Source organism: Streptomyces sp. NPDC059989, from assembly GCF_042736975.1.
Classification (GTDB): Bacteria; Actinomycetota; Actinomycetes; order Streptomycetales; family Streptomycetaceae; genus Streptomyces.
On record NZ_JBHWUO010000012.1, the window covers coordinates 1 to 19376 of the forward strand.

Below are 19376 nucleotides of genomic sequence, written 5' to 3' on the forward strand. Positions count from 1 at the left end.
AACGCGACTACATCTTCAACGGCACCCTGGCCACAGCAGCCATCGTGATCTGGCTCCGCGATCTCATCAAAGAGCCATCAGACACTGCCTAGCCCTCCCCCGATCCACGGCCTTCGCGTCCCGCGGCTCGCCACGCTGCGCGCACCCGACCGGTGCGCCGCCGCGCGCCTGCCCGCGCCCTCCTCGGATCTCACCTGACGAGAGCAGGCTTCCATGATCCGTGAACTCACCCACTTCATCGGCGGAAAGCACACCACCGGCACGTCGGGCCTCTTCGGCGACGTGTACGACCCCAACACCGGCGCCGTCCAGGCCCGGGTACCGCTCGCCGGCCGCGCCGACACCGAGCACGCGATCGCCGACGCGGTCGCGGCGCAGCGGGAGTGGGGCGAGTGGAACCCGCAGCGGCGCGCCCGCGTCATGCTGCGCTTCCTCCAGCTCGTCGAAGGCGAACGCGACGGCCTGGCCCGGCTGTTGTCCGCCGAGCACGGCAAGACCGTCGCCGACGCCCACGGCGACCTGCAACGCGGCCTGGAGGTCGTGGAGTTCGCCGCCGGAATCCCCCATCTGCTCAAGGGGGAGTTCACCGACAACGCCGGAACCGGCATCGACGTGCACTCCCTGCGCAGCCCGCTCGGGGTCGTCGCCGGCATCACCCCCTTCAACTTCCCCGCCATGATCCCGCTGTGGCAGGCCGCCCCCGCCCTGGCCTGCGGCAACGCCTTCATCCTCAAGCCCTCCGAGCGCGACCCCTCCGTACCCCTGCGCCTCGCCGAACTCTTCCTGGAGGCCGGGCTGCCGCCGGGCGTCCTCAACGTCGTCAACGGCGGCAAGGAAGCCGTCGACACCCTCCTGGCAGACCCCCGCGTGCAGGCGCTCGGCTTCGTCGGCTCCACCCCGATCGCCGCGCACATCTACGCCACCGCCGCCGCGCACGGCAAGCGCGCCCAGTGCTTCGGCGGGGCCAAGAACCACATGATCGTGATGCCCGACGCCGCCCTGGACCAGGCCGTCGACGCGCTGATCGGCGCCGGCTACGGCTCGGCCGGCGAGCGCTGCATGGCCATCTCGGTCGCGGTCCCCGTCGGCGAGGAGACGGCGGACCGCCTGGTCGCCGCCCTGAAGGAGCGCATCGCGACCCTGCGCATCGGCCGCTCCGACGACCCCGAGGCCGACTTTGGCCCCCTGGTCAGCCGGGACGCCCTCGACCGGGTCCGCCGCTACGTCGACATCGGGGTCAACGAAGGCGCCGAACTCGTCGTCGACGGACGCGGATTCACCCTGCCCGGCCACGAGAACGGCTTCTTCGCCGGAGCCTCCCTCTTCGACCGGGTCGCCCCCGCCATGCGGATCTACCGCGAGGAGATCTTCGGCCCCGTCCTGTCCGTCGTACGCGCCGCCGACTTCGACGAGGCGCTGCGCCTGCCGAGCGAGCACCCGTACGGGAACGGCGTCGCGATCTTCACCCGCGACGGGGACACCGCCCGGGAGTTCACCCGCCGGGTCAACACCGGCATGGTCGGCGTCAACGTCCCCATCCCGGTCCCCGTCGCCTACCACACCTTCGGCGGCTGGAAGCGCTCCGGCTTCGGCGACCTGAACCAGCACGGCCCGGACGCCGTCCGCTTCTACACCCGCACCAAGACCGTCACCTCGCGCTGGCCCTCCGGGGTCAAGGAGGGCGCGAGCTTCACCATCCCGACCATGGGATGACCGCCATGACCACCACCATGCTCAGCCAGGACCAGCTCGCCCTCACCGAGGTCACCCTCGACTTCGCCCAGGAGCAGCTCGCACCGCACGCGATCGCCTGGGACCAGGACAAGCACTTCCCCGTCGACGTCCTGCGCCGCGCCGCGGAGTTCGGGCTCGGCGGGGTCTACGTACGGGAGGAGTCCGGCGGCTCGGGACTCACCCGCGCCGACGGCGTGCTCGTCTTCGAAGCCCTCGCCACCGGCTGCCCCTCCATCGCCGGGTACCTCTCCATCCACAACATGGTCGCCTGGATGATCGACCGCTACGGCGACGCGGCCCAGCGCGCCCGATGGCTCCCCGGACTGTGCACGGCGCAGTTACTGGGCAGCTACTGCCTCACCGAGCCCGGCGCCGGATCCGACGCCGGCGCCCTGCGCACACGGGCCGTACGGGACGGCGACCACTACGTGCTGACCGGGGTCAAGCAGTTCATCTCCGGTGCCGGCGCCTCCGACGTGTACGTCGTCATGGCCCGGACCGGCGGCAACGGACCGGCGGGCATCTCCGCCTTCGTCGTCGAACGGGACGACCCCGGCCTGTCCTTCGGCCCGAACGAACGCAAGATGGGCTGGAACGCCCAGCCCACCCGGCAGGTGATCCTCGACGGGGTCCGCGTGCCCGCGGAGCGGCTCCTCGGCGCCGAGGGCGAAGGCTTCCGGATCGCCATGAACGGCCTCAACGGCGGCCGACTCGGGATCGCCGCCTGCTCGCTCGGCGGCGCGCAGGGCGCCCTGGACCGCAGCCTGGCCTACCTGGCCGACCGCGAGGCCTTCGGCGCCAGGCTCCTGGACTCACCGGCGCTCCAGTTCCGGCTGGCCGACATGGCCACCGAGCTGGCGGCCGCCCGGGCCCTGGTCCGGCAGGCCGCCGAAGCCCTCGACCGGGGGCTGGCATCGGCTCCCGGCCTGTGCGCGATGGCCAAGCGGTTCGCCACCGACACCGGCTACTCCGTGGCCGACCGCGCCCTCCAACTCCACGGCGGCTACGGCTATCTCAGCGAATACGGCATCGAGAAGATCGTCCGCGATCTGCGCGTGCACCAGATCCTGGAAGGAAGCAACGAGATCATGCGGGTCATCGTGGCACGCGAACTGACCGAGGCCGCCCGATGACGGCCGCCGAACACGACGAGACCGTCCTGGTCCGCACCCGCGGACACGCCGGCCACCTCACCCTCAACCGCCCCAAGGCCCTCAACGCCCTGGACCACGCCATGGTCCGCCGCATCGACGAGGCCCTGACCGCCTGGGAGCACGACCCCTCGATCGCCCACGTGGTCATCGACGGAGCGGGCGAGCGCGGCCTGTGCGCCGGCGGCGACATCCGGTCCATCCACGAGGACGCCCGGTCCGGCGGGACCGCCTCCACCGACTTCTGGCGGGAGGAGTACCGGCTCAACGCCCGCATCGCCCGCTATCCCAAGCCCTACGTGGCCCTCATGGACGGCATCGTGATGGGCGGCGGCGTCGGCATCTCCGCGCACGGCACCGTCCGGATCGTCACCGAACGCTCCGGGATCGCCATGCCCGAGACCGGCATCGGCTTCGTCCCCGATGTGGGCGGCACCTACCTGCTGGGCCTGGCGCCGGGCGAGCTCGGCACCCACCTGGCCCTCACCGGGGCCATCGTCGGAGCGGCGGACGCCCTGCTGCGCGGGCTCGCCGACCACTTCGTCCCCGCGGGATCGCTGCCCCGCCTGCTCGACGACCTGGCACGGGACTCCGTACACGACACCCTCCAGCGCTTCGTCGCCCAGCCGCCGCCGGGCCAACTGGCGGCCCGGCGCGCGTGGATCGACCGCTGCTACGGCGCGGAGACCGTCGAGGAGACCGTCGACCGCCTCCTGGCCGAGGACACCGCGGAGGCCAAGGAAGCCGCCACCGTCCTGGCCGGCAAATCCCCGACCGCGCTCAAGGTCACCCTGGCGGCCCTGCGCCGGGCCCGCGGCCTCGGACCGCTGGAGCGCGTACTGGAACAGGAGTACCGGATCTCCTGCGCGGCCCTTGCCTCACTCGACCTCGTCGAAGGCATCCGCGCCCAGGTGATCGACAAGGACCGCACCCCCCACTGGTCGCCCGCCACCCTCGCCGAGGTCACCGCGCACGACGTGGACCGGTACTTCGCCCCGCTCGGCGACCGCGAACTGCACCTCGCCGCACCCGACTCGACCCAGGAGGTCGCGTGGTGACCAGCGTCATCGGATTCATCGGACTCGGCCACATGGGCGGCCCCATGGCCGCCAACCTCGTCAAGGCCGGACACCGCGTGATCGGCTACGACCTGGTCCCCGAGGCCCTCGCGGCAGCGGTCCGGGCCGGCATCGAGGCGGCCGGCTCGGCGGTCGGGGCCGCCACCGGAGCCGACGTGGTGATCACCATGCTCCCGGCCGGACGGCACGTCCTCTCCCTCTACCGGGACGAGGGCCTGCTGACCGCGGCCGCGCCCGGCACCCTGTTCATCGACTGCTCGACCATCGACGTCGCGGACGCCCGTACCGCCCACGAGGCCGCGACCGCCGCCGGCCACCGGGCCCTCGACGCCCCCGTGTCGGGCGGCGTCATGGGCGCCGAAGCCGGCACCCTGACCTTCATGGCGGGCGGCGGCGCCGCCGAATTCACCGAGGCAGAACCCCTCCTGGCCGCGATGGGCAAGCGGGTCGTGCACTGCGGGGCCGCCGGCGCCGGCCAGGCGGCGAAGATCTGCAACAACATGATCCTGGGCATCTCGATGATCGCCGTGGGCGAGGCCTTCGTGCTCGGCGAGAGCCTGGGCCTCTCCCACCAGGCCCTCTTCGACGTGGCCTCCACCGCCTCCGGACAGTGCTGGGCCCTCACCGTCAACTGCCCCGTGCCCGGACCCGTCCCCACCAGCCCCGCGAACCGCGACTACCGGCCGGGCTTCGCCGCGCCCCTCATGGCCAAGGACCTCGGCCTCGCCGCCAACGCCCTGCGCGCCGGGGGCATCGACGCCGGCCTCGGCCTGCGCGCGGCCGAGATGTACGCCGCCTTCGCCGACGGCGCGGGCGCGGGCCAGGACTTCTCCGCGATCGTGCGGGCGATCAGGGAACGCTCCGGCCCCACCGGATCCTCCACCGACCAGAACGGAACCACGGCATGACCGACACCGACACCGACACCGACACCGCCGCGCCGGACCACGCGTACGAGACGATCCTGGTCGAACGCAAGGGCCGCGTCGCACTCCTCACCCTCAACCGCCCCAAGGCCCTCAACGCCCTGAACCTCCAGGTCATGAACGAGGTCGTCGCCGCCACCGAAGCGCTGGACCGCGATCCGGCCATCGGCTGCATCGTCCTCACCGGCTCCGAGAAGGCGTTCGCGGCCGGCGCCGACATCAAGGAGATGCGGCCCCAGAGCTACATGGACATGTACCTCAGCGACTGGTTCACCGCCTGGGACCGCCTCGGAAACCTCCGCACCCCCACCGTCGCCGCCGTCTGCGGCTACGCCCTCGGCGGGGGCTGCGAGCTGGCCATGCTCTGCGACATCCTCCTCGCCGCCGATACCGCGGTCTTCGGCCAGCCCGAGATCAAACTCGGCGTCATCCCGGGCATCGGCGGCTCCCAGCGCCTGACCCGCGCCGTAGGCAAGGCCAAGGCGATGGAGCTGTGCCTGACCGGCCGCACCATGGACGCGACCGAGGCCGAGCGGGCGGGCCTGGTCTCCCGGATCGTCCCCGCCGGCGAGCTGCTCGCCGAGGCCCTCGCCGTCGCCGAGACCGTGGCGGGGATGTCCGCGCCCGTCGCCATGATGGCCAAGGAGGCGGTCGACCGCGCCTTCGAGACCACCCTCGCCGAGGGCGTCCGCTTCGAACGCCGCCTCTTCCACGCGGTCTTCGCCACCGCGGACCAGAAGGAGGGCATGGCGGCATTCGTAGACAAGCGTCCCCCTGAATTCACCCACCGCTGAGCCCACCGGGAGCGGCGGCAGGCCCCCCGGGGTCAGCCGCCGCCCCCGCCCCCTCCACAGCCGTACCCGCCCGTGCTGCCCCCGTGTCCGCCGTGGCCGTGCGGGTCGCCGGCGCCGAGCGAGGTGCCCGTCAACCGCTCCAGCCCGGCCACGATGAGGTTCGCCACCAGGAACACCCCGAGGAAGGCGCCCACCGCCAGCAGCCAGGACCCGCTCCACGCCCCCACGGCGAGGGCCGCGAAGATCGCTCCGATGAAGCCGACGTACCCGACGAGGGCCTGCAGGAACGCCGCGCCCCCGTGCGGTCGCGACTGCCCCGGCCGTCCTGGCCGCCCCGGCCCTCCCGTGTCCTTCTCCATCCGGAATCCGCCCCCCTCCGCTCGTGCCCCTACGGAAGGGTGTGCCCGCCAATGCGCCGGAACATCCCAGTCCATATGCCCCGTCCGCGTGGCCGGTGAGCATGCCAAACAAGGCCGATCATCAACGTCTGCGGCGTCCCCGCTCGCGCTAGTGTGCGCGTGTGAGCCTTCATATCGTTTTGGGTTTTGGACCCGCTGGTGCCGCAACCGCCCGTCTGCTGGCCGAACAGGGCCATTCCGTAAGGGTGGTCACCAAGTCGGGGAGAAGCCCGGAACCCGGAATCGAACACCTCGCGTTGGACGCCACGGACCGCGCGCGGCTGACCGAAGCCGCGCAGGGCGCGGCCGCGATCCACAGCTGCGCCGCGCCGCCCTACCACCGCTGGGCCGACGAATGGCCGCCGCTCGCCGCGTCGCTCTGTGCCGCGGCCGAGTCCACCGGAGCCGTACTGGTGATGCTGGGGAACCTCTACGGCTACGGCCCGGTGGCCGGTCCCATGACCGAGGAGCTGCCCCTCGCGGCGACCGGCACCAAGGGGCGGATCCGCGCCGCGGCGTGGGAGCAGGCGCGGACCCTGCACGAGCAGGGCCGCATCAAGGCGGTCGAGGTGCGGGCCTCGGACTTCTTCGGACCCGGCGTGACCGACGGCGGCCACCTGGCCGGCCGGGTCATGCCCCCGCTGCTGCGCGGCAAGCCGGTCTCCACGCTGGGGGACCCGGACGCCCCGCACAGCTGGACCTACCTCCCCGACGTGGCGAGGGCGCTGGTCGAGGTCGCGGGCGAGGAGCGGGCCTGGGGGCGTGCCTGGCACGTCCCGACGGAGCCCGCGCTGTCCGTCCGCGAGATGGTCGACCGCCTCGCCGCCCAGGCGGGCACGGGGCCGGTCGCGGTGCGCGGGCTGCCGTCGCCCGTCCTGGCCGTGGCCTCGCTCTTCTCCCCGCTCCTTCGCGAACTGAAGGAGATCCGCTACCAGTTCGACCGTCCCTTCGTCGTCGATTCGAGCGCCTACGAGGCCGCGTTCGCGGTCCGCGCCACCCCCCTCGACGAGCAGGTCAAGCAGACCGTGGACTGGTGGCGCGAGCGAGTGGCCACCGCCGGGTGAGAACGGTGACAGGGGTGGATCCCACAGCGGACTCAAAGGCGGCGCGGCCCGACGACATAGCCATCGTGGGGATGGCGTGCCGGTTCCCGGGAGCGCGCGACGTGAACCAGTACTGGAGGCTCCTGACGGCCCCGCAGGCCCAGTTCTCCCGTATCCCGGACTCGCGGTGGCGCGCCGCCACCTTCCTCAGCGACAACTTCCGCGACGCGTCGTCGGCCTATACGGACACCATGGCGCTGCTGCCGGACGTGGACCTCTTCGACGCGGCGCACTACGGCATCCCGCCGCGCCGGGCCAGGGCGATGGACCCGCAGCACCGGCTGCTGATCGACCTCGCCCGCGAGGCCATCCAGGACGCGGGATGGGAAGCCGACGGCTTCGACCGCGAGGAGACCTCGGTGATCACGGCGCTCACCGAGAGCGGCTACCGCGAGCTCAGCACCATGCAGATACGCATGCGCCAGCTGACCGGCGGCGAGTTCGGGGCGCGGGCGACCGACCCCGGCTGGCCGGATGCGGTCCGCGCGGTCGACCCGCTGCACGGCACGTCCGTGGCCGGACTCCTGCTCAACATGGGGCCGAACACGATCAGCTCGGTCTTCGACCTGCACGGCGAGAGCTACGCGCTGGACGCCGCCTGCTCCGGTGGACTCATGGCCGTGGCCAACGCCGTGTACGCCCTGCGCGCGGGCCGGTCCCGCATCGCCCTCGCGGGCGGCGCCCAGCTGATACTCGCTCCCGACCTGCTCGTGGGGCTGTGCCGGATCGGCGCCCTCTCGCGCAGCGGCAGGTGCCTGCCGTTCGGCACGGGGGCCGACGGCTTCGTCCTGGGCGAGGGCGGCGGAGTACTGGTGTTGCGGCCCCTCGCCGACGCGCTGGCTGCCGGCGACCGGGTCTACGCGGTGATCCGGGGCGTGGGAACGGCCAATGACGGCACCGTCCAGGGCGGTATGCACCCCCAGGCGGCCGGTCAGCTCCGGGCGCTGCGCCGGGCCTACCGGGACGCCGGCCTGCCCCCGGACGGCGTGGGCTATCTGGAGGCGCACGGCACCGGGACCACGGTCGGCGACCCCGTCGAGCTCGGCGTCCTGCGCGAACTGCGCGGCGAGGACTCCGCACCCGCCTTCCTCGGCGCGGTGAAGGCGGTCGTCGGACACTCGCTGAACTCCGCGGGCATAGCCGGGCTCGTCAAGTCGGCCCTGGCCGTGCAGCGGGGAGTGATACCCCCGCAGCCGGAGTTCGACCTGGCCGATCGGTCCGCGCTCGATGCCGCGCGCCTCACCGTGCCGACGACGCCGACCCGTTGGCCGGAGACCGGTCGGCCGCGCCGGGCGGGGGTCAGCGCCTTCGGCTTCGGCGGCACCGGTGTCCACATGGTGGTGGAGGAGTGCCCCGCGGCACCGGCCGCCCCGCAGGCACCGGCCGCGGGACCGCACCTCCTGGTCCTCAGTGCCCGCGACCGGGACGGGCTGGCCCGCTACGCCCGGGAGCTGGCGCAGACCATCACCGAGGACCAGCCCCCGCTGGCCGGGGTGGCGGACACCCTGGCCCGCCGGGCCCCGCTCCCCGAACGCCTCACCCTGGTGGCGCAGGACACCGCCGACGCCGCGGCCCGGCTGACCGAGGCCGCCGCGGCCGTGGCGGCGAGCGGTACCGGGGATCCGGAGCCGGGGCGGACCCGGCCGGCGGAGCGCGCCGACACCGGTCCGGGGCTCCGCCCGGTGGGGGAGCGCATACCCCCGTGCACCCTGCCGCCGAGTCCGCTCGCCCCACGCCGTCACTGGGTCGTGGACGAGTCGAAGCGCGAGGTGTCGGACCCGGCCGGACCGGTGGAACCGCCCGAAGCGGTGCGGACTGCGGCACCCGCACCCGATGCGGCCCGGTTCGATGGCGAGTCCGCCGCGGCCGTCGTGCTCGAAGCGGTCTCGCGGACCGGTGTCTTCCCGCTCTCCGACGTCGGGGAGCGGATGACGCTGGTGGCCGATCTCGGCTTCGACTCCCTGATGCTGCAGGAGCTGGAAGTCGCCATCGGCAAACGGGTGCCGGGCTTCCGGACCGAAGAGCTGTTCGCGCGTGAACTCACCGTCGGCCGGCTGATCGAGCTCGTCGATCCGGACCATGCGCAGACGCGAGCCCCCGCCACCGAAAGACCCCTCCCGCAGCCGCCTGCCGAGTGGGAGGCCGGGACGGCGAGCGTCGACGAGTTCCCGGAAGTGGCCGAATTCGAGGAGCGTTTGGGCTCGATCGTCGGCAGCGGGGTGGAGTTCCCGTACTTCCGCGTCCACGAGGGCAACATCCGCGACACGACAGTGATCGACGGGCGTACGTACCTGTCCTTCGGAAGCTACAACTACCTGGGCCTCTCCGGGCATCCGGCGGTCGACGAGGCGGTGCACCGGGCAGTGGACCGGTACGGCACCTCGGTCTCCGCGAGCCGCGTGCTCTCGGGCGAACGGGAGTTGACGGTCCGTCTGGAGCGGGCGCTGGCCGACTTCCTGGGTGTCGGGGACTGCCTGACGCTGGTCAGCGGCCATGCCACGAACGTCACCGCCATAGGGCACCTCGTCGGCGCGGGCGACCTCGTCGTGCACGACGCGCTCGCGCACGACAGCATCCTCCAGGGATGCGCCCTGTCCGGGGCGGCGCGGCGCCCGTTCGCGCACAACGACATCGGTCAGCTGGAGTACATGCTGGGGCTCAACCGCTCCCGGTTCCGGCGGGTGCTGATCGTCGTCGAGGGCGCTTACAGCATGGACGGCGACCTCGTCGACCTGCCCTCCGTGATCGAGCTGAAGAAGCGTTACGGCGCCCTGCTGATGGTCGACGAAGCGCACAGCATCGGCACCGTCGGCGCACACGGCCGAGGGGTCGGTGAGTTCTTCGGGGTCGACCGGTCCGACGTGGACCTGTGGATGGGGACCCTCTCCAAGGCCTTCGCGGCCTGCGGCGGTTACCTCGGCGGCTCGGCCCGGATGGTGCGCTGGCTGCGCCACACGCTCCCCGGCTTCGTCTACAGCGTCGGTCTGAGCCCGCCCAACGCGGCCGCGGCGCTGGCCGCCACGGAGCTGATCGTCGCGGAACCGCACCGGGTGCGCGCGCTGAGGCGCAACTCCGAGCTCTTCCTCGGCCTGGCGGCCGCCGCCGGGCTGGCGACGGGCTCCAGCTCCGGCACCCCGATCGTGCCGTGCATCCTCGGCGACTCGGCGAAGACCCTGCGCGTCTCCGGCCGGCTCTTCGACCGGGGCGTCATCGCCGATCCGATCTTCCACCCCGCCGTGGAGGAGGGGCTGTCGAGGCTGCGGTTCTTCCTCACCAGCGAACACCGGGAGGACGACATCCGGCGCGCCGTCTCGATCCTGGCCGAGGAGGTGGCGGCCGCCGCGCCGTGAGCCACCCATCTCAGATCAGGGTGCGTTCGATCCGGCTGAGCATGGCGCTCTTCCCGGGATCGGCGCCCTCTGCCGGCTCCGCGGGCGGGGCCGCGCCCTGCCGTTGCTCGGCGCTGCCCACCCGCTGCGAGAGCAGATAGGCGATGATCTCCGCCTCCTGCTCCTGGACGTCGTCGTAGGTCGCGCGCAGGAGCATGTCGCGCACGAGGTCGGGGTCGAGGTCGGGGAAGAGGAGGCGGGCGGCCGCCTCGTCCAGCCCGCCGGCCCCGCGATGGCAGCAGATGATGTGGCCCAGCTCGTGCAAGATGATGTGCTCCTGATGCGCGCTGGTGGTGTTGGCGTCGTAGAAGATCAGGTCCTCGTCGCGGGCGGCGACCCACATGCCGCACGGATGCGACGAGGGCATCTGCATCGGGACCAGGATGATCGGGCGGTCGCGCACCTCGCCGAGGTGGCGGCACAGTTCGGCCACGTCGGCCGCCTGGGGGAGGTCGAGTTCGGCGATCCGCTGGGCTCCGGCCTTCCGCAGCTTCTTGAGCCGGCTGCGGCGGTCCTGATCGGCCGAGCGCTCCTTCCTGGCGCCCTTCATTCGGGCTCGGAGGAGTCGGTGACCGGCGGCAGGCCCTGCATCTGCCGGTACTGGTCCATGATGGCCGTGATGGCCTGGAGGTTCTCCTTCTTCATGCCGGCCGCCCGCATGGCCACGGCGCGGACCCCGGACTGGCGCAGCGCCTCGATGGCGGCGAGCTGGCTGAGCACCGACTCGGCGACCTGGTCGTCGAAGAAGTAGGCGACGGATACGCCGAAGAAGCGCGCGAGGGCGGCCAGGAGGTCGGGCGAGGGGTTGGAGCGCTTCCCCGTCCGCAACTGCGACAGGTACACACCCCCGACCTTGAGTTCGGGGTTGGCCCGCTTCAGCTCATCCGCCACCTCGGCGTTGGTCCAGTGCTTGCCCTTGGGGCGAACCGTCTTGAACAGGTCGTCGAGGCGCGCCGCGAGAAGGGGCCGGTCGTCGCCCTCGGTATCGGTCTCGGTCATGGTGATCTTCCTCCCGTCACCTCCTCGGTATAGCCCTTGGCTATACGCCAGTTTCACAGATTAGCGGTCAGTTGACAATTGGCCTGGACTCCGCCAACGTTGGGTCTCGCCGATAGCTGCCAGTTAACTTGGCCGACGGGGGTTGCCAAGTTGGCTGCAGAAATCGGACTGGCCCGGCCCTCGGGGGAGAGGCCGGGCCAGTCACGGGCGGGAGCCACCCGTCCGGCCCGCAAGGAAAACGGGGGAACGGGGGATGTCCCGCCCGGTTTGACGGGGGATGCAAACCGGGCGGGAACTCTCAACTCGCAGTGCCGAGTTTACTGTAGGCGGCCGCGACTTTGGTGAGCCAGGCCACTTCTGCCGTGAAGTTGTCCGTGTCGCGATCGTCGAACTCGCCCTCGTCCTTGCTGTCCTGAGGGACGGTGCCGTTCCGTTTGGCGAGCAGAGCCTGCTTGATCTGCGCCGCTTCGGTGAAGGCCTGCCGCGACTCCTCGCTCGCCTCGCCGTCCGAGGCGCCGGCGCCGTGGGTGGTGCGGTCGATGTACGGGCGCAAATCCCGCCACCCGTCCCGTATTTCGACGACCCTCCGGTGCAGGCGGTAGTCGAGGTCGGAGACCGAGGCGCCGGGCGGCTCCAGGGCGATGTCCGGGGAGGACTCGTACAGGTCCCGCCAGAGCGGGTAGAGCGCCCGGTAGGACCGGTAGGAGCGGGACCAGTCCAGGAGCCGGGTGGCCGAGGGGCCCCAGGAGGACATGGTCAGGCTGAGCGAGAGCATGACGATGCCCGCCGCGCTGAAGACGGAAGCGGCGACCTTCCAGGCGCCGATGTCGACACCGCCCGCCGCGGTGAGGATGTTGACCGTCCTGGCCAGGCAGTAGAGGAAGAGGACCACCGCGGTGACCGACAGCAGCCGCAGGGCCTGCCGCAGCGAGGCGTTGCCGGTCATCCGGGCGTACGGGCCGCACTGGCGGTAGATGGAGACGCACGGAACCGCCTGGGACACGATGAAGACCAGGAGGTACGTGAGCAGCAGCGGCTCGCTGCTGCCGTCGAAGTCCGAGGTGGGACGGCCGGTGCCGTCGGCGAGGAAGAAGAGGGCCGTCAACAGCACGTCGAGGACGATGCCGGTGACCAGCCAGTAGCGCGCCTTGCGCACCGTCTCCTCCTCCGCGGCCGCCCACCGCAGCAGGATGATCTGCGCGCTGACGCAGAAGGCCACCGCCGACAGGTGCATGAGGAGGATCGCGAGGTTGCCGACGCCCAGGAAGCTGTTGCCCCCCATCGCGACGGCACCCATCGTGAAGGTGAGGCACTGGAGCAGCAGCGTGGCGATCAGCGTGCGGTAGGCACTGTCCCGCCAGCTGCGCCGGGCCTGGGACAGGCGGTATATGAGCGCCGCGTACGACGAGAGCGCCGCTATGACGAAGCAGAGGGTTCTGGTGGTGTTCACGTCCCCGGGTTTCTGCACGTGCCGCACATGCGCGGCGGACGGTTCATTCGGTGTTCCGGTCCGAGGGGACCTCGAGCCCGATGCTCTCGGCCGCCACGGCGATGGCGTAGTCGAAGAACGCCGCCTCGTCCCTGACGCTGTCGTGGGTACGGCTGAAGACCTGGAACACCAGGAGGCCGATCAGATTGCTCCACAGGACGATGCCGCGTTCGATGATGTCCGAGAACGGAGCCTCGGGCACACCGCCGAAGGCCTCCACGGCCGCCGGCAGGAGCAGCGGCGGGCCGGGCACCGCACGCCGGGGCGGGGTGAGCGCGCCGCCCTCGAGCGCCGACCGCACGATGCCGGCGAGGACCCCGGGCGTGCGCGACGCGGCCGGAACCGTGTCCTGGGGGGCGTGGTAGCCGGGCACGGGCGATCCGTAGATCAGCGTGAACTCGGCGGGGTGGTCGAAGGACCACTGCCGCAGCGCGCGCGTCACCGCGAGGAGCCGCGCACCCGCTGACGCACCGGCCTCCCCGGCGGCCCCGTCGGCCTGCTCCATGGCGGCGCCGGAGGCGTTGTAGGCGTCTATGACGAGTGCGGTCAGCAGGTCGTCCCGGTGCGGGAAGACGGCTGCCACATCGGGGAGGGCGAGCCCGCTGTCGCGGGCCACGGCCTCCAGGGACAGTCCTGCGCCACCCAGGTTCTCCAGCTGCTGACGGGCGATGTCCTTGATCACCGCCGACGGCGTGGGGCTGTCGGCGGTCGAACTCTTAGCGGAATCCATGGCGGCACCGTACCGGCCGACACCCGGCGGCCGTGAGTGCGGTCTCACGAGCGGGCCGCCCATGCGATCCGATCCGGCCACAGGGGGCCCGGCGGCCCGAAGGCGACCATGCAGGGGCCTTTTATCCGACGTTTAGGGGCGTGTCAAGTCCCGACTTTCCGCAACATGACCGGGGGGTGCCCGGCGGGGCTTACTTATGGAGCGGGAAGGCCTCACCGGAAACGGAACGAGGCAAAGGACAGAGACGGAAGACCTCCTCCCGGAGGATTTCCCCTCTCCCCTATATCGCCGCAACGTCCCGAATCCCCGGGGCACCTCAATTGATCATCAGGATATTTAGGAGAACATCATGAACCGCAAGATTCGTTTCGCGACGCTGGCCGCTTCCATCGCTGTGATCGGTGGAGGGATCGCCCTTCCGGCCACGGTGGCCACGGCGGCTCCGATGCCCGGACAGGTGACCACGCTCCTGCCGACCGACGGAGGCAAGGGTGGCGCCGGAGGCAAGGGCGGCAGCGGTGAGGTCGGCGGCGGCGGCGGCCAGGGTGGCGGCGGCGGGGCCAGTGTCTTCGGGAAGGGCGGCGACGGCGGCGTCGGCGGCGCCGGCGGCTTCGGTGTCAAGACCGGTGGCGGCGGTGGCGGCGGTGGCGGCGGCGGCGAGGGCCGGGAGGGCGGCAACGGCGGCGACGGCGGGGTCGGCGGCATCGGCGTCTTCGAGCAGGGCGGCGCCGGCGGTGGCGGCGGTGGCGGCGGTGACGGCCGTGACAAGGGCGGCAACGGCGGCAACGGCGCTGCCGGTGGTGCCAGCCTCAACAACGGCGGTGACGGCGGTGCGGCTGGTGACGGCGGCAACGGCAAGGTCGCCGGCAACGGTGGCAACGGTGGCGCCGGAGGCCTCGGCCTCGGGATCAAGCTCCCCTTCAAGCTCCCCTTCTAATCACCGGACCCGGTCCGACGGGGTGGAGGCCTTCGTGGCCTCCACCCCCCAACCCCCCTCGATCCACCCCCACCCCGCTTGACCACGGCAACGGAGAAACCCCCATGTTCACGATTTCCTGGCAGCGTCCGCTCATCCTGGCAGCGGCCTCCCTGGCCCTCGTCACCGGTACGGCGTGTGCCGCGCAGGCATCGCAGTCCCACACCCCGACCAGCACCAGCTCCTCGACCGTAGCCGACCACCCGGAACCCTGCTTCAAGCTCGGCAGGGGCGGAGAAGGCGGCAAGGGCGGAGAGGGTGGCAAGGGTGGCAAGCCCGGTAAGCCGGGCGAGCCCGGTAAGCCCGGCCGCTCCGGATGCCTCCGGTTCGACGACCTGCCCGACAAGAAGGAGTCGGAGCTGTCCGTAGTCGACAAGGTGCACATCGTGCTGATCCTGGCGGCCGACGACTCGGACGAGATGAAGGACAAGATCACCGAGAAGTACGACATCTCGGAGGACCAGATCGACACCTGGAAGCAGCAGTACGAGGACGGCGACTGGTTCGCCCTGATGGGAGACGAGTCCCCCTTCTCCCGGTAACGAACCAGGGAGAGGAAGCGGGGGCGGAAGGGCTCCCCGGCCCTTATGGGTCGGGGGCCCGCGTCTTTTGGGTACCGGAATCATCCACGGAATCAATTCTCGGCAAGGGAAATATCATGCGTGTGAACTCTTGGAAGTTTCGTCTCGGTATTGCCATCTCGACGACTCTGATCGGTTCCGGTGCCATGGCGTCCGCGGCCACGGCGGCTCCCGCAGCCCCGGCGGCCCAGGTCCTCGCAGTCCAGCAGCACGGCGTCGCCTTCGGCGGCGGTGACAGCGGGCCCGGCGCGGGCCGGTTCAAGGCCGGCAAGGTGCTCGGCAAGCTCAAATCGGCCACCGGCAACGTCCAGGTGGGCAACGGCAGCGTCCGTGTCGGCGACAAGGTGTGCGCGGGCAGCTGCGACGGAACGGTCAACGGCACCAGCGGATCCAAGGGTGGGGTCTGTGTCGGGCAGTGCAACGGCAGCGCCAACGGCGGCAACGGCACCGACGGCTCCTTGGGCGGCAACGGCACGAACGGCGGCAAGGGCGGGGTCTGCGTCGGGCAGTGTGCCGGCAGCGTCAACGGCGGCAACGGTGGCAACGGCGGGGCCGCCGCGGCGCCCGGCGGCGACGGTGGCGACGGCGGCTCCGGCGGCGACGGCGGCCTCTGCATCGGCCTCGGCTGCCAGACCAGCGGCCAGGGCGGCCGCGGCGGCAACGGCGGCACCGGCTGACCGTGCCCGGCGGGACACCCCGAGGTCATATGCCCGCTCGTCCGAGCGGGCATTCGTATGGATCACTGGATAGACTTTCCACTGAGCCATGTCGTCCGACTATCAAGGACGGGGTCGACATGATCGGCACCTTCGCTCAAGCCCAAGGGCACCGCAGCGGCGCAGAGCCGTTGCCGGGTCGGCCGGATGCGGCAGGCGCCTGATGGGCACGGCATCGATGAGCCAGTACACGGGCCGGCCCTCCGGCCTGATCGGCCAGCAGATCGCGAGCTACCGGATCGAGCGCCTGATCGGCCGCGGCGGCATGGCCGTCGTCTACAGCGCGAAGGACCTGCGCCTGGACCGTACGGTCGCGCTCAAGCTGATCGCCCCGGAACGCGCCCGCGACGACACCTTCCGACGCCGCTTCACCCATGAATCACGGGTGGCCGCGAAGATCGACCACCCGCACATCGTGCCGATCTACGAGGCCGGGGAGACCGACGGCGTCCTGTACATCGCCATGCGCTACGTCTCCGGCCTGGACCTGAGGGCCCTGCTGGACCGGGACGGCCCGCTGCCCCCCACGACCGCCCTGCGCATCGCCGCCCAGGTGGCCTCCGCACTCGACGCGGCCCATGACCACGATCTGGTGCACCGGGACGTCAAGCCCGGCAACATCCTGGTCTCGGCGGGCACCGACAGCGACCACCCCGAACACGTCTACCTCACGGACTTCGGACTCACGAAGAAGTCCCTCTCCCTCAGCGGGATCACGACCGCGGGCGAGATCGTCGGCACGCTCGACTACATGGCCCCGGAACAGATCTCCGGCAGGCCGGTGGACGGCAGGTGCGACCTCTACAGCCTCGCCTGCGTCGTCTACGAGTGCCTCACCGGCGGCCCGCCCTTCCAGCGCGAAGAGGACATGGCGCTGCTGTGGGCGCACCAGTACGACCCGGCTCCCCTCCTCACGGAGAGGGACGCGGGTCTCGCGCCCGCGGCCGACGCCGTCATGGCGAAGGCCCTGGCGAAGGTCCCCGAGGACCGTTACGAGTCCTGCCTGGAGTTCGTGGCGGCCCTGCGCGCCGCCACCGGGAGCGGAGCCGGCCTGGGAGTCGAGTCGCCCGCCCGCACGGATCCGCGGCCTTCCGGGACGTCGAGGACCCCCGCGCCGCCGCCGGAGCCGCCGGCCTGGGCCCGGGCGGTCTTCTAGGGATCGCAAAAAAAGCAGCTCTGGCCGCCCCGAAGGGCGGCCAGAGCTGCTCGTACGACACGATCCGGGCGGGGTCACATCCCCAGGGCGATGGCCAGTCGGGTCATCTCCGCGGTGGTGTTGATGCCCAGCTTGGCCCGGATGCGGCGGAGGTAGGCGTCGACCGTGTGCTTGGAGAGGCCCATGAGGCGGGCCGTCTGCAGGTAGGTGCAGCCCGAGGCGATGTGGCGCAGGGCCTCCTGCTCACGCGGGGCCAGTGCGGTCGAAGGGGCTTCGGCGAGGGGCGCGGTGAGGGTGAGGCTCATGGGATTTCCTCCGACGGATCGGTTAGGTCATCTCTGCTCACTTCCTCGGAAGCAGGGGGGACATCTACCGGAATGTCGGTTTTTGTCCTTACCTCAAACCTTGGCCGCGCGAGTTCATGGAGGTGTCCGTCGACTGTCACAGCCGCGTCACAGGGAACTCCCGCACGCATGATCCGCAGTGCTCGGTCCGCAGTGCTCGACGCCCTCAGAACCCGATGAGCGACTGCTCGGCCCAGATGGTCTTGCCGATGGGGGCGTGCCGGGTGCCCCAGCGCTGCGCGAGCTGGGCGACCAGCAGCAGGCCCCGCCCTCCCTCGTCGAAGATCCGGGCCCGCCGCATGTGCGGGGCGGTATTGCTCGCGTCGGAGACCTCGCAGATCAGGGTGGTGTCCTCGTGGATCAGCCGCAGCTGGATGGGCGGTTGGCCGTAGCGGATGGCGTTGGTGACCAGTTCGCTGACCAGGAGCTCGGTGACGAAGGAGGCCTCCTCCAGCCCCCAGGCCGTCAGCTGGTCGGTGGCGTGCCGACGGGCGTGGGCGACGACGGAGGGATCGGAGGACAGGTCCAGCACGACGACCTTGTCGGAATGGAGGGCCCGGGTCCGGGCGACGAGCAGGGCGACGTCGTCATCGGGGCGGTGGGTCAGCATGGCCGTCAGTACGCGGTCGCAGACCGTCTCCAGCGTGGAGGCCGGACGGGCGAGGGCCGCGAACATGCTGTCCAGGGCCTCGTCGACGTCGCGGTCGCGGGTCTGGAGCAGGCCGTCGGTGTAGAGGGCCAGCATGCTGCCCTCGGGAAGTTCGACGTCGACGGTCTCGAAGGGCAGGCCCCCCAGGCCCAGCGGCGGGCCTGCCGGGACGTCGAGGAGGTAGACGGAGCCTTCCGGGGAGACCACGGCGGGCGGGGGGTGGCCGGCCCGGGCGACCGTGCAGTGGCGGGTGACCGGGTCGTAGACCACGTACAGGCAGGTGGTGCCGATGCCCCCGGCGGCTTCCCCGGAGCCGTCCAGGTCGGCGTCGTCGGCGTACAGGTGGATGATCAGGTCGTCGAGGTGGGTGAGCAGCTCGTCGGGCGGCAGGTCCACATCGGCCAGGGTGCGTACGGCGGTGCGCAGGCGGCCCATGGTGGCGGCGGCGCGGATGCCGTGGCCGACGACATCGCCCACGACCAGGGCCACCCGTGCGCCCGACAGGGGGATCACGTCGAACCAGTCGCCGCCCACACCGGCCTCGGTACCGGAGGGCAGGTAGCGGGAGGCGACCTCGACGAGCGCCGCCTGCGGGGGCAGCGAATGCGGGAGCAGGCTGCGCTGCAGCGTCATCGTGGTGGTGTGCTCCCTGGCGCCGGCCTGGGAGGGGGCCGGGGCGGCGGCGGCCTCCGGCACGAGCATCTGAGGCGGGCCGCCCTCGGCCGCGGTCCTGTCGTGCGCGGCCAGGCACACGGCGCGCACGCGGCCGTCCTCGTCCCGCAGGGGCGTCAGCGAGGTCGTCCGGCCGTGTTCCGCGCTCGTACCCGTGGGGTGGACGAAGTCGTCCACGTACTGCGGCTCACCGGTCTCAAGGACCGCGCGCATCTTCCGCTCGGTCTCGTCGCTCACGGGATCCGGTGCGATGTCCGACAGGCGCCGCCCGCGCATCTCGGCCTCGGTGCGGGACAGCGTGCGCTCCATGCCGGCGTTCGCCCGCACCAGCCGCAGGTCCGCATCGAAGACCGCCAGGAAGCAGGGGGACTGGGCGAACGCCCATTCCCTGAGCGATTCGTCCCAGGCCGTGCCGGGCCCGCCCGCCACGGCAGAGCCGCCCGTCTCCTCCGGCCGCTCGTCAGGAGAGGTGGGAAGTCGCTCCATCGCC

The 19376-nt window shown here is 71.7% G+C and carries 18 protein-coding genes; 11 read left to right on the plus strand and 7 right to left on the minus strand.

Translation table 11 applies throughout. From position 1 onward, the window contains the following. Nucleotides 1–213: 213 nt before the first annotated feature. From ACFWBN_RS12955 to ACFWBN_RS12975, 5 genes are read left to right on the plus strand one after another with little or no spacing between them, the layout of a single operon-like run. Nucleotides 214–1713: a CoA-acylating methylmalonate-semialdehyde dehydrogenase gene (locus ACFWBN_RS12955; protein WP_385175142.1), complete on the plus strand. Its 1500-nt coding sequence runs from the start codon at nt 214–216 to the stop codon at nt 1711–1713. 5 nt (nt 1714–1718) lie between these two features. Next, nucleotides 1719–2867, plus strand: a complete 1149-nt coding sequence (locus tag ACFWBN_RS12960) for an acyl-CoA dehydrogenase family protein (RefSeq protein ID WP_385175145.1) — start codon at nt 1719–1721, stop codon at nt 2865–2867. Next, on the plus strand, nt 2864–3943 hold the full coding sequence (locus ACFWBN_RS12965; protein ID WP_385175148.1) for an enoyl-CoA hydratase/isomerase family protein: 1080 nt from the start codon (nt 2864–2866) through the stop codon (nt 3941–3943). The genes ACFWBN_RS12960 and ACFWBN_RS12965 overlap by 4 nt, the downstream gene beginning before the upstream one ends. Next, nucleotides 3940–4872 (plus strand): 3-hydroxyisobutyrate dehydrogenase, encoded by a 933-nt coding sequence (gene mmsB, locus ACFWBN_RS12970; RefSeq protein WP_385175151.1) that lies wholly within the window; start codon nt 3940–3942, stop codon nt 4870–4872. Before ACFWBN_RS12965 ends, mmsB begins: the two co-directional genes overlap by 4 nt. Further along, nucleotides 4869–5684 (plus strand): enoyl-CoA hydratase, encoded by an 816-nt coding sequence (locus ACFWBN_RS12975; protein WP_385175154.1) that lies wholly within the window; start codon nt 4869–4871, stop codon nt 5682–5684. The genes mmsB and ACFWBN_RS12975 overlap by 4 nt, the downstream gene beginning before the upstream one ends. 32 nt (nt 5685–5716) lie before the next feature. On the opposite strand, the gene ACFWBN_RS12980 is transcribed toward ACFWBN_RS12975, so the two are convergent. After that, nucleotides 5717–6043, minus strand: coding sequence for a hypothetical protein (locus ACFWBN_RS12980; protein WP_385175157.1), 327 nt, complete (start codon nt 6041–6043; stop codon nt 5717–5719). A gap of 161 nt (nt 6044–6204) precedes the next feature. Here ACFWBN_RS12980 and ACFWBN_RS12985 point away from each other — a divergent pair, with 161 nt between their 5' ends. Next, nucleotides 6205–7146: an NAD-dependent epimerase/dehydratase family protein gene (locus ACFWBN_RS12985; protein WP_385175160.1), complete on the plus strand. Its 942-nt coding sequence runs from the start codon at nt 6205–6207 to the stop codon at nt 7144–7146. Continuing rightward, entirely contained in the window at nt 7143–10535 is a 3393-nt protein-coding gene (locus ACFWBN_RS12990; RefSeq protein ID WP_385175164.1) for an aminotransferase class I/II-fold pyridoxal phosphate-dependent enzyme, read from the plus strand. Before ACFWBN_RS12985 ends, ACFWBN_RS12990 begins: the two co-directional genes overlap by 4 nt. A 10-nt stretch (nt 10536–10545) precedes the next feature. On the opposite strand, the gene ACFWBN_RS12995 is transcribed toward ACFWBN_RS12990, so the two are convergent. From ACFWBN_RS12995 to ACFWBN_RS13010, 4 genes are all read right to left on the minus strand, one after another. After that, complete coding sequence (locus ACFWBN_RS12995) at nt 10546–11124, minus strand: ImmA/IrrE family metallo-endopeptidase (RefSeq protein ID WP_385175169.1); 579 nt, start codon at nt 11122–11124, stop codon at nt 10546–10548. Further along, complete coding sequence (locus ACFWBN_RS13000) at nt 11121–11573, minus strand: helix-turn-helix domain-containing protein (protein WP_385175172.1); 453 nt, start codon at nt 11571–11573, stop codon at nt 11121–11123. Before ACFWBN_RS13000 ends, ACFWBN_RS12995 begins: the two co-directional genes overlap by 4 nt. Before the next feature lie 298 nt (nt 11574–11871). Further along, complete coding sequence (locus ACFWBN_RS13005) at nt 11872–13023, minus strand: MAB_1171c family putative transporter (RefSeq protein WP_385175176.1); 1152 nt, start codon at nt 13021–13023, stop codon at nt 11872–11874. Nucleotides 13024–13066: 43 nt separating this feature from the next. After that, on the minus strand, nt 13067–13792 hold the full coding sequence (locus ACFWBN_RS13010) for a TetR-like C-terminal domain-containing protein (RefSeq protein WP_385175180.1): 726 nt from the start codon (nt 13790–13792) through the stop codon (nt 13067–13069). A 349-nt stretch (nt 13793–14141) separates the two neighbouring features. Between ACFWBN_RS13010 and ACFWBN_RS13015 the strand changes: the two genes are divergently transcribed. The 4 genes from ACFWBN_RS13015 (at nt 14142) to ACFWBN_RS13030 (ending at nt 17221) form a co-directional block, all read left to right on the plus strand. After that, complete coding sequence (locus ACFWBN_RS13015; RefSeq protein ID WP_385175183.1) at nt 14142–14729, plus strand: hypothetical protein; 588 nt, start codon at nt 14142–14144, stop codon at nt 14727–14729. A 104-nt stretch (nt 14730–14833) separates the two neighbouring features. After that, a complete protein-coding gene (locus tag ACFWBN_RS13020) occupies nt 14834–15310 on the plus strand; it encodes a hypothetical protein (protein WP_385175186.1) in 477 nt (158 codons plus the stop codon). A gap of 116 nt (nt 15311–15426) precedes the next feature. Then, complete coding sequence (locus ACFWBN_RS13025) at nt 15427–16026, plus strand: hypothetical protein (protein ID WP_385175189.1); 600 nt, start codon at nt 15427–15429, stop codon at nt 16024–16026. Nucleotides 16027–16243: 217 nt separating this feature from the next. After that, nucleotides 16244–17221 (plus strand): serine/threonine-protein kinase, encoded by a 978-nt coding sequence (locus ACFWBN_RS13030; protein ID WP_385175192.1) that lies wholly within the window; start codon nt 16244–16246, stop codon nt 17219–17221. Between the two features lie 74 nt (nt 17222–17295). Here ACFWBN_RS13030 and ACFWBN_RS13035 read toward each other — a convergent pair whose 3' ends face one another. After that, nucleotides 17296–17526, minus strand: coding sequence for a response regulator transcription factor (locus ACFWBN_RS13035; protein WP_385175196.1), 231 nt, complete (start codon nt 17524–17526; stop codon nt 17296–17298). A gap of 205 nt (nt 17527–17731) precedes the next feature. Next, on the minus strand, nt 17732–19372 hold the full coding sequence (locus ACFWBN_RS13040) for a SpoIIE family protein phosphatase (protein WP_385175199.1): 1641 nt from the start codon (nt 19370–19372) through the stop codon (nt 17732–17734). Between the last annotated feature and the right edge of the window lie 4 nt (nt 19373–19376).

Bases quoted from the DNA above. Each gene is read 5' to 3' on its own strand.
- ACFWBN_RS13040 (WP_385175199.1), bottom strand. From the start codon at position 19,372: ATGGAGCGACTTCCCACCTCTCCTGACGAGCGGCCGGAGGAGACGGGC.
- ACFWBN_RS12960 (WP_385175145.1), top strand. From the start codon at position 1,719: ATGACCACCACCATGCTCAGCCAGGACCAGCTCGCCCTCACCGAGGTC.
- ACFWBN_RS12975 (WP_385175154.1), top strand. From the start codon at position 4,869: ATGACCGACACCGACACCGACACCGACACCGCCGCGCCGGACCACGCG.
- ACFWBN_RS12965 (WP_385175148.1), top strand. From the start codon at position 2,864: ATGACGGCCGCCGAACACGACGAGACCGTCCTGGTCCGCACCCGCGGA.
- ACFWBN_RS13030 (WP_385175192.1), top strand. From the start codon at position 16,244: ATGAGCCAGTACACGGGCCGGCCCTCCGGCCTGATCGGCCAGCAGATC.
- ACFWBN_RS12995 (WP_385175169.1), bottom strand. From the start codon at position 11,124: ATGAAGGGCGCCAGGAAGGAGCGCTCGGCCGATCAGGACCGCCGCAGC.
- ACFWBN_RS13015 (WP_385175183.1), top strand. From the start codon at position 14,142: ATGAACCGCAAGATTCGTTTCGCGACGCTGGCCGCTTCCATCGCTGTG.
- ACFWBN_RS13020 (WP_385175186.1), top strand. From the start codon at position 14,834: ATGTTCACGATTTCCTGGCAGCGTCCGCTCATCCTGGCAGCGGCCTCC.
- ACFWBN_RS13010 (WP_385175180.1), bottom strand. From the start codon at position 13,792: ATGGATTCCGCTAAGAGTTCGACCGCCGACAGCCCCACGCCGTCGGCG.
- ACFWBN_RS13000 (WP_385175172.1), bottom strand. From the start codon at position 11,573: ATGACCGAGACCGATACCGAGGGCGACGACCGGCCCCTTCTCGCGGCG.
- ACFWBN_RS12955 (WP_385175142.1), top strand. From the start codon at position 214: ATGATCCGTGAACTCACCCACTTCATCGGCGGAAAGCACACCACCGGC.
- ACFWBN_RS13035 (WP_385175196.1), bottom strand. From the start codon at position 17,526: ATGAGCCTCACCCTCACCGCGCCCCTCGCCGAAGCCCCTTCGACCGCA.
- ACFWBN_RS12980 (WP_385175157.1), bottom strand. From the start codon at position 6,043: ATGGAGAAGGACACGGGAGGGCCGGGGCGGCCAGGACGGCCGGGGCAG.
- ACFWBN_RS13025 (WP_385175189.1), top strand. From the start codon at position 15,427: ATGCGTGTGAACTCTTGGAAGTTTCGTCTCGGTATTGCCATCTCGACG.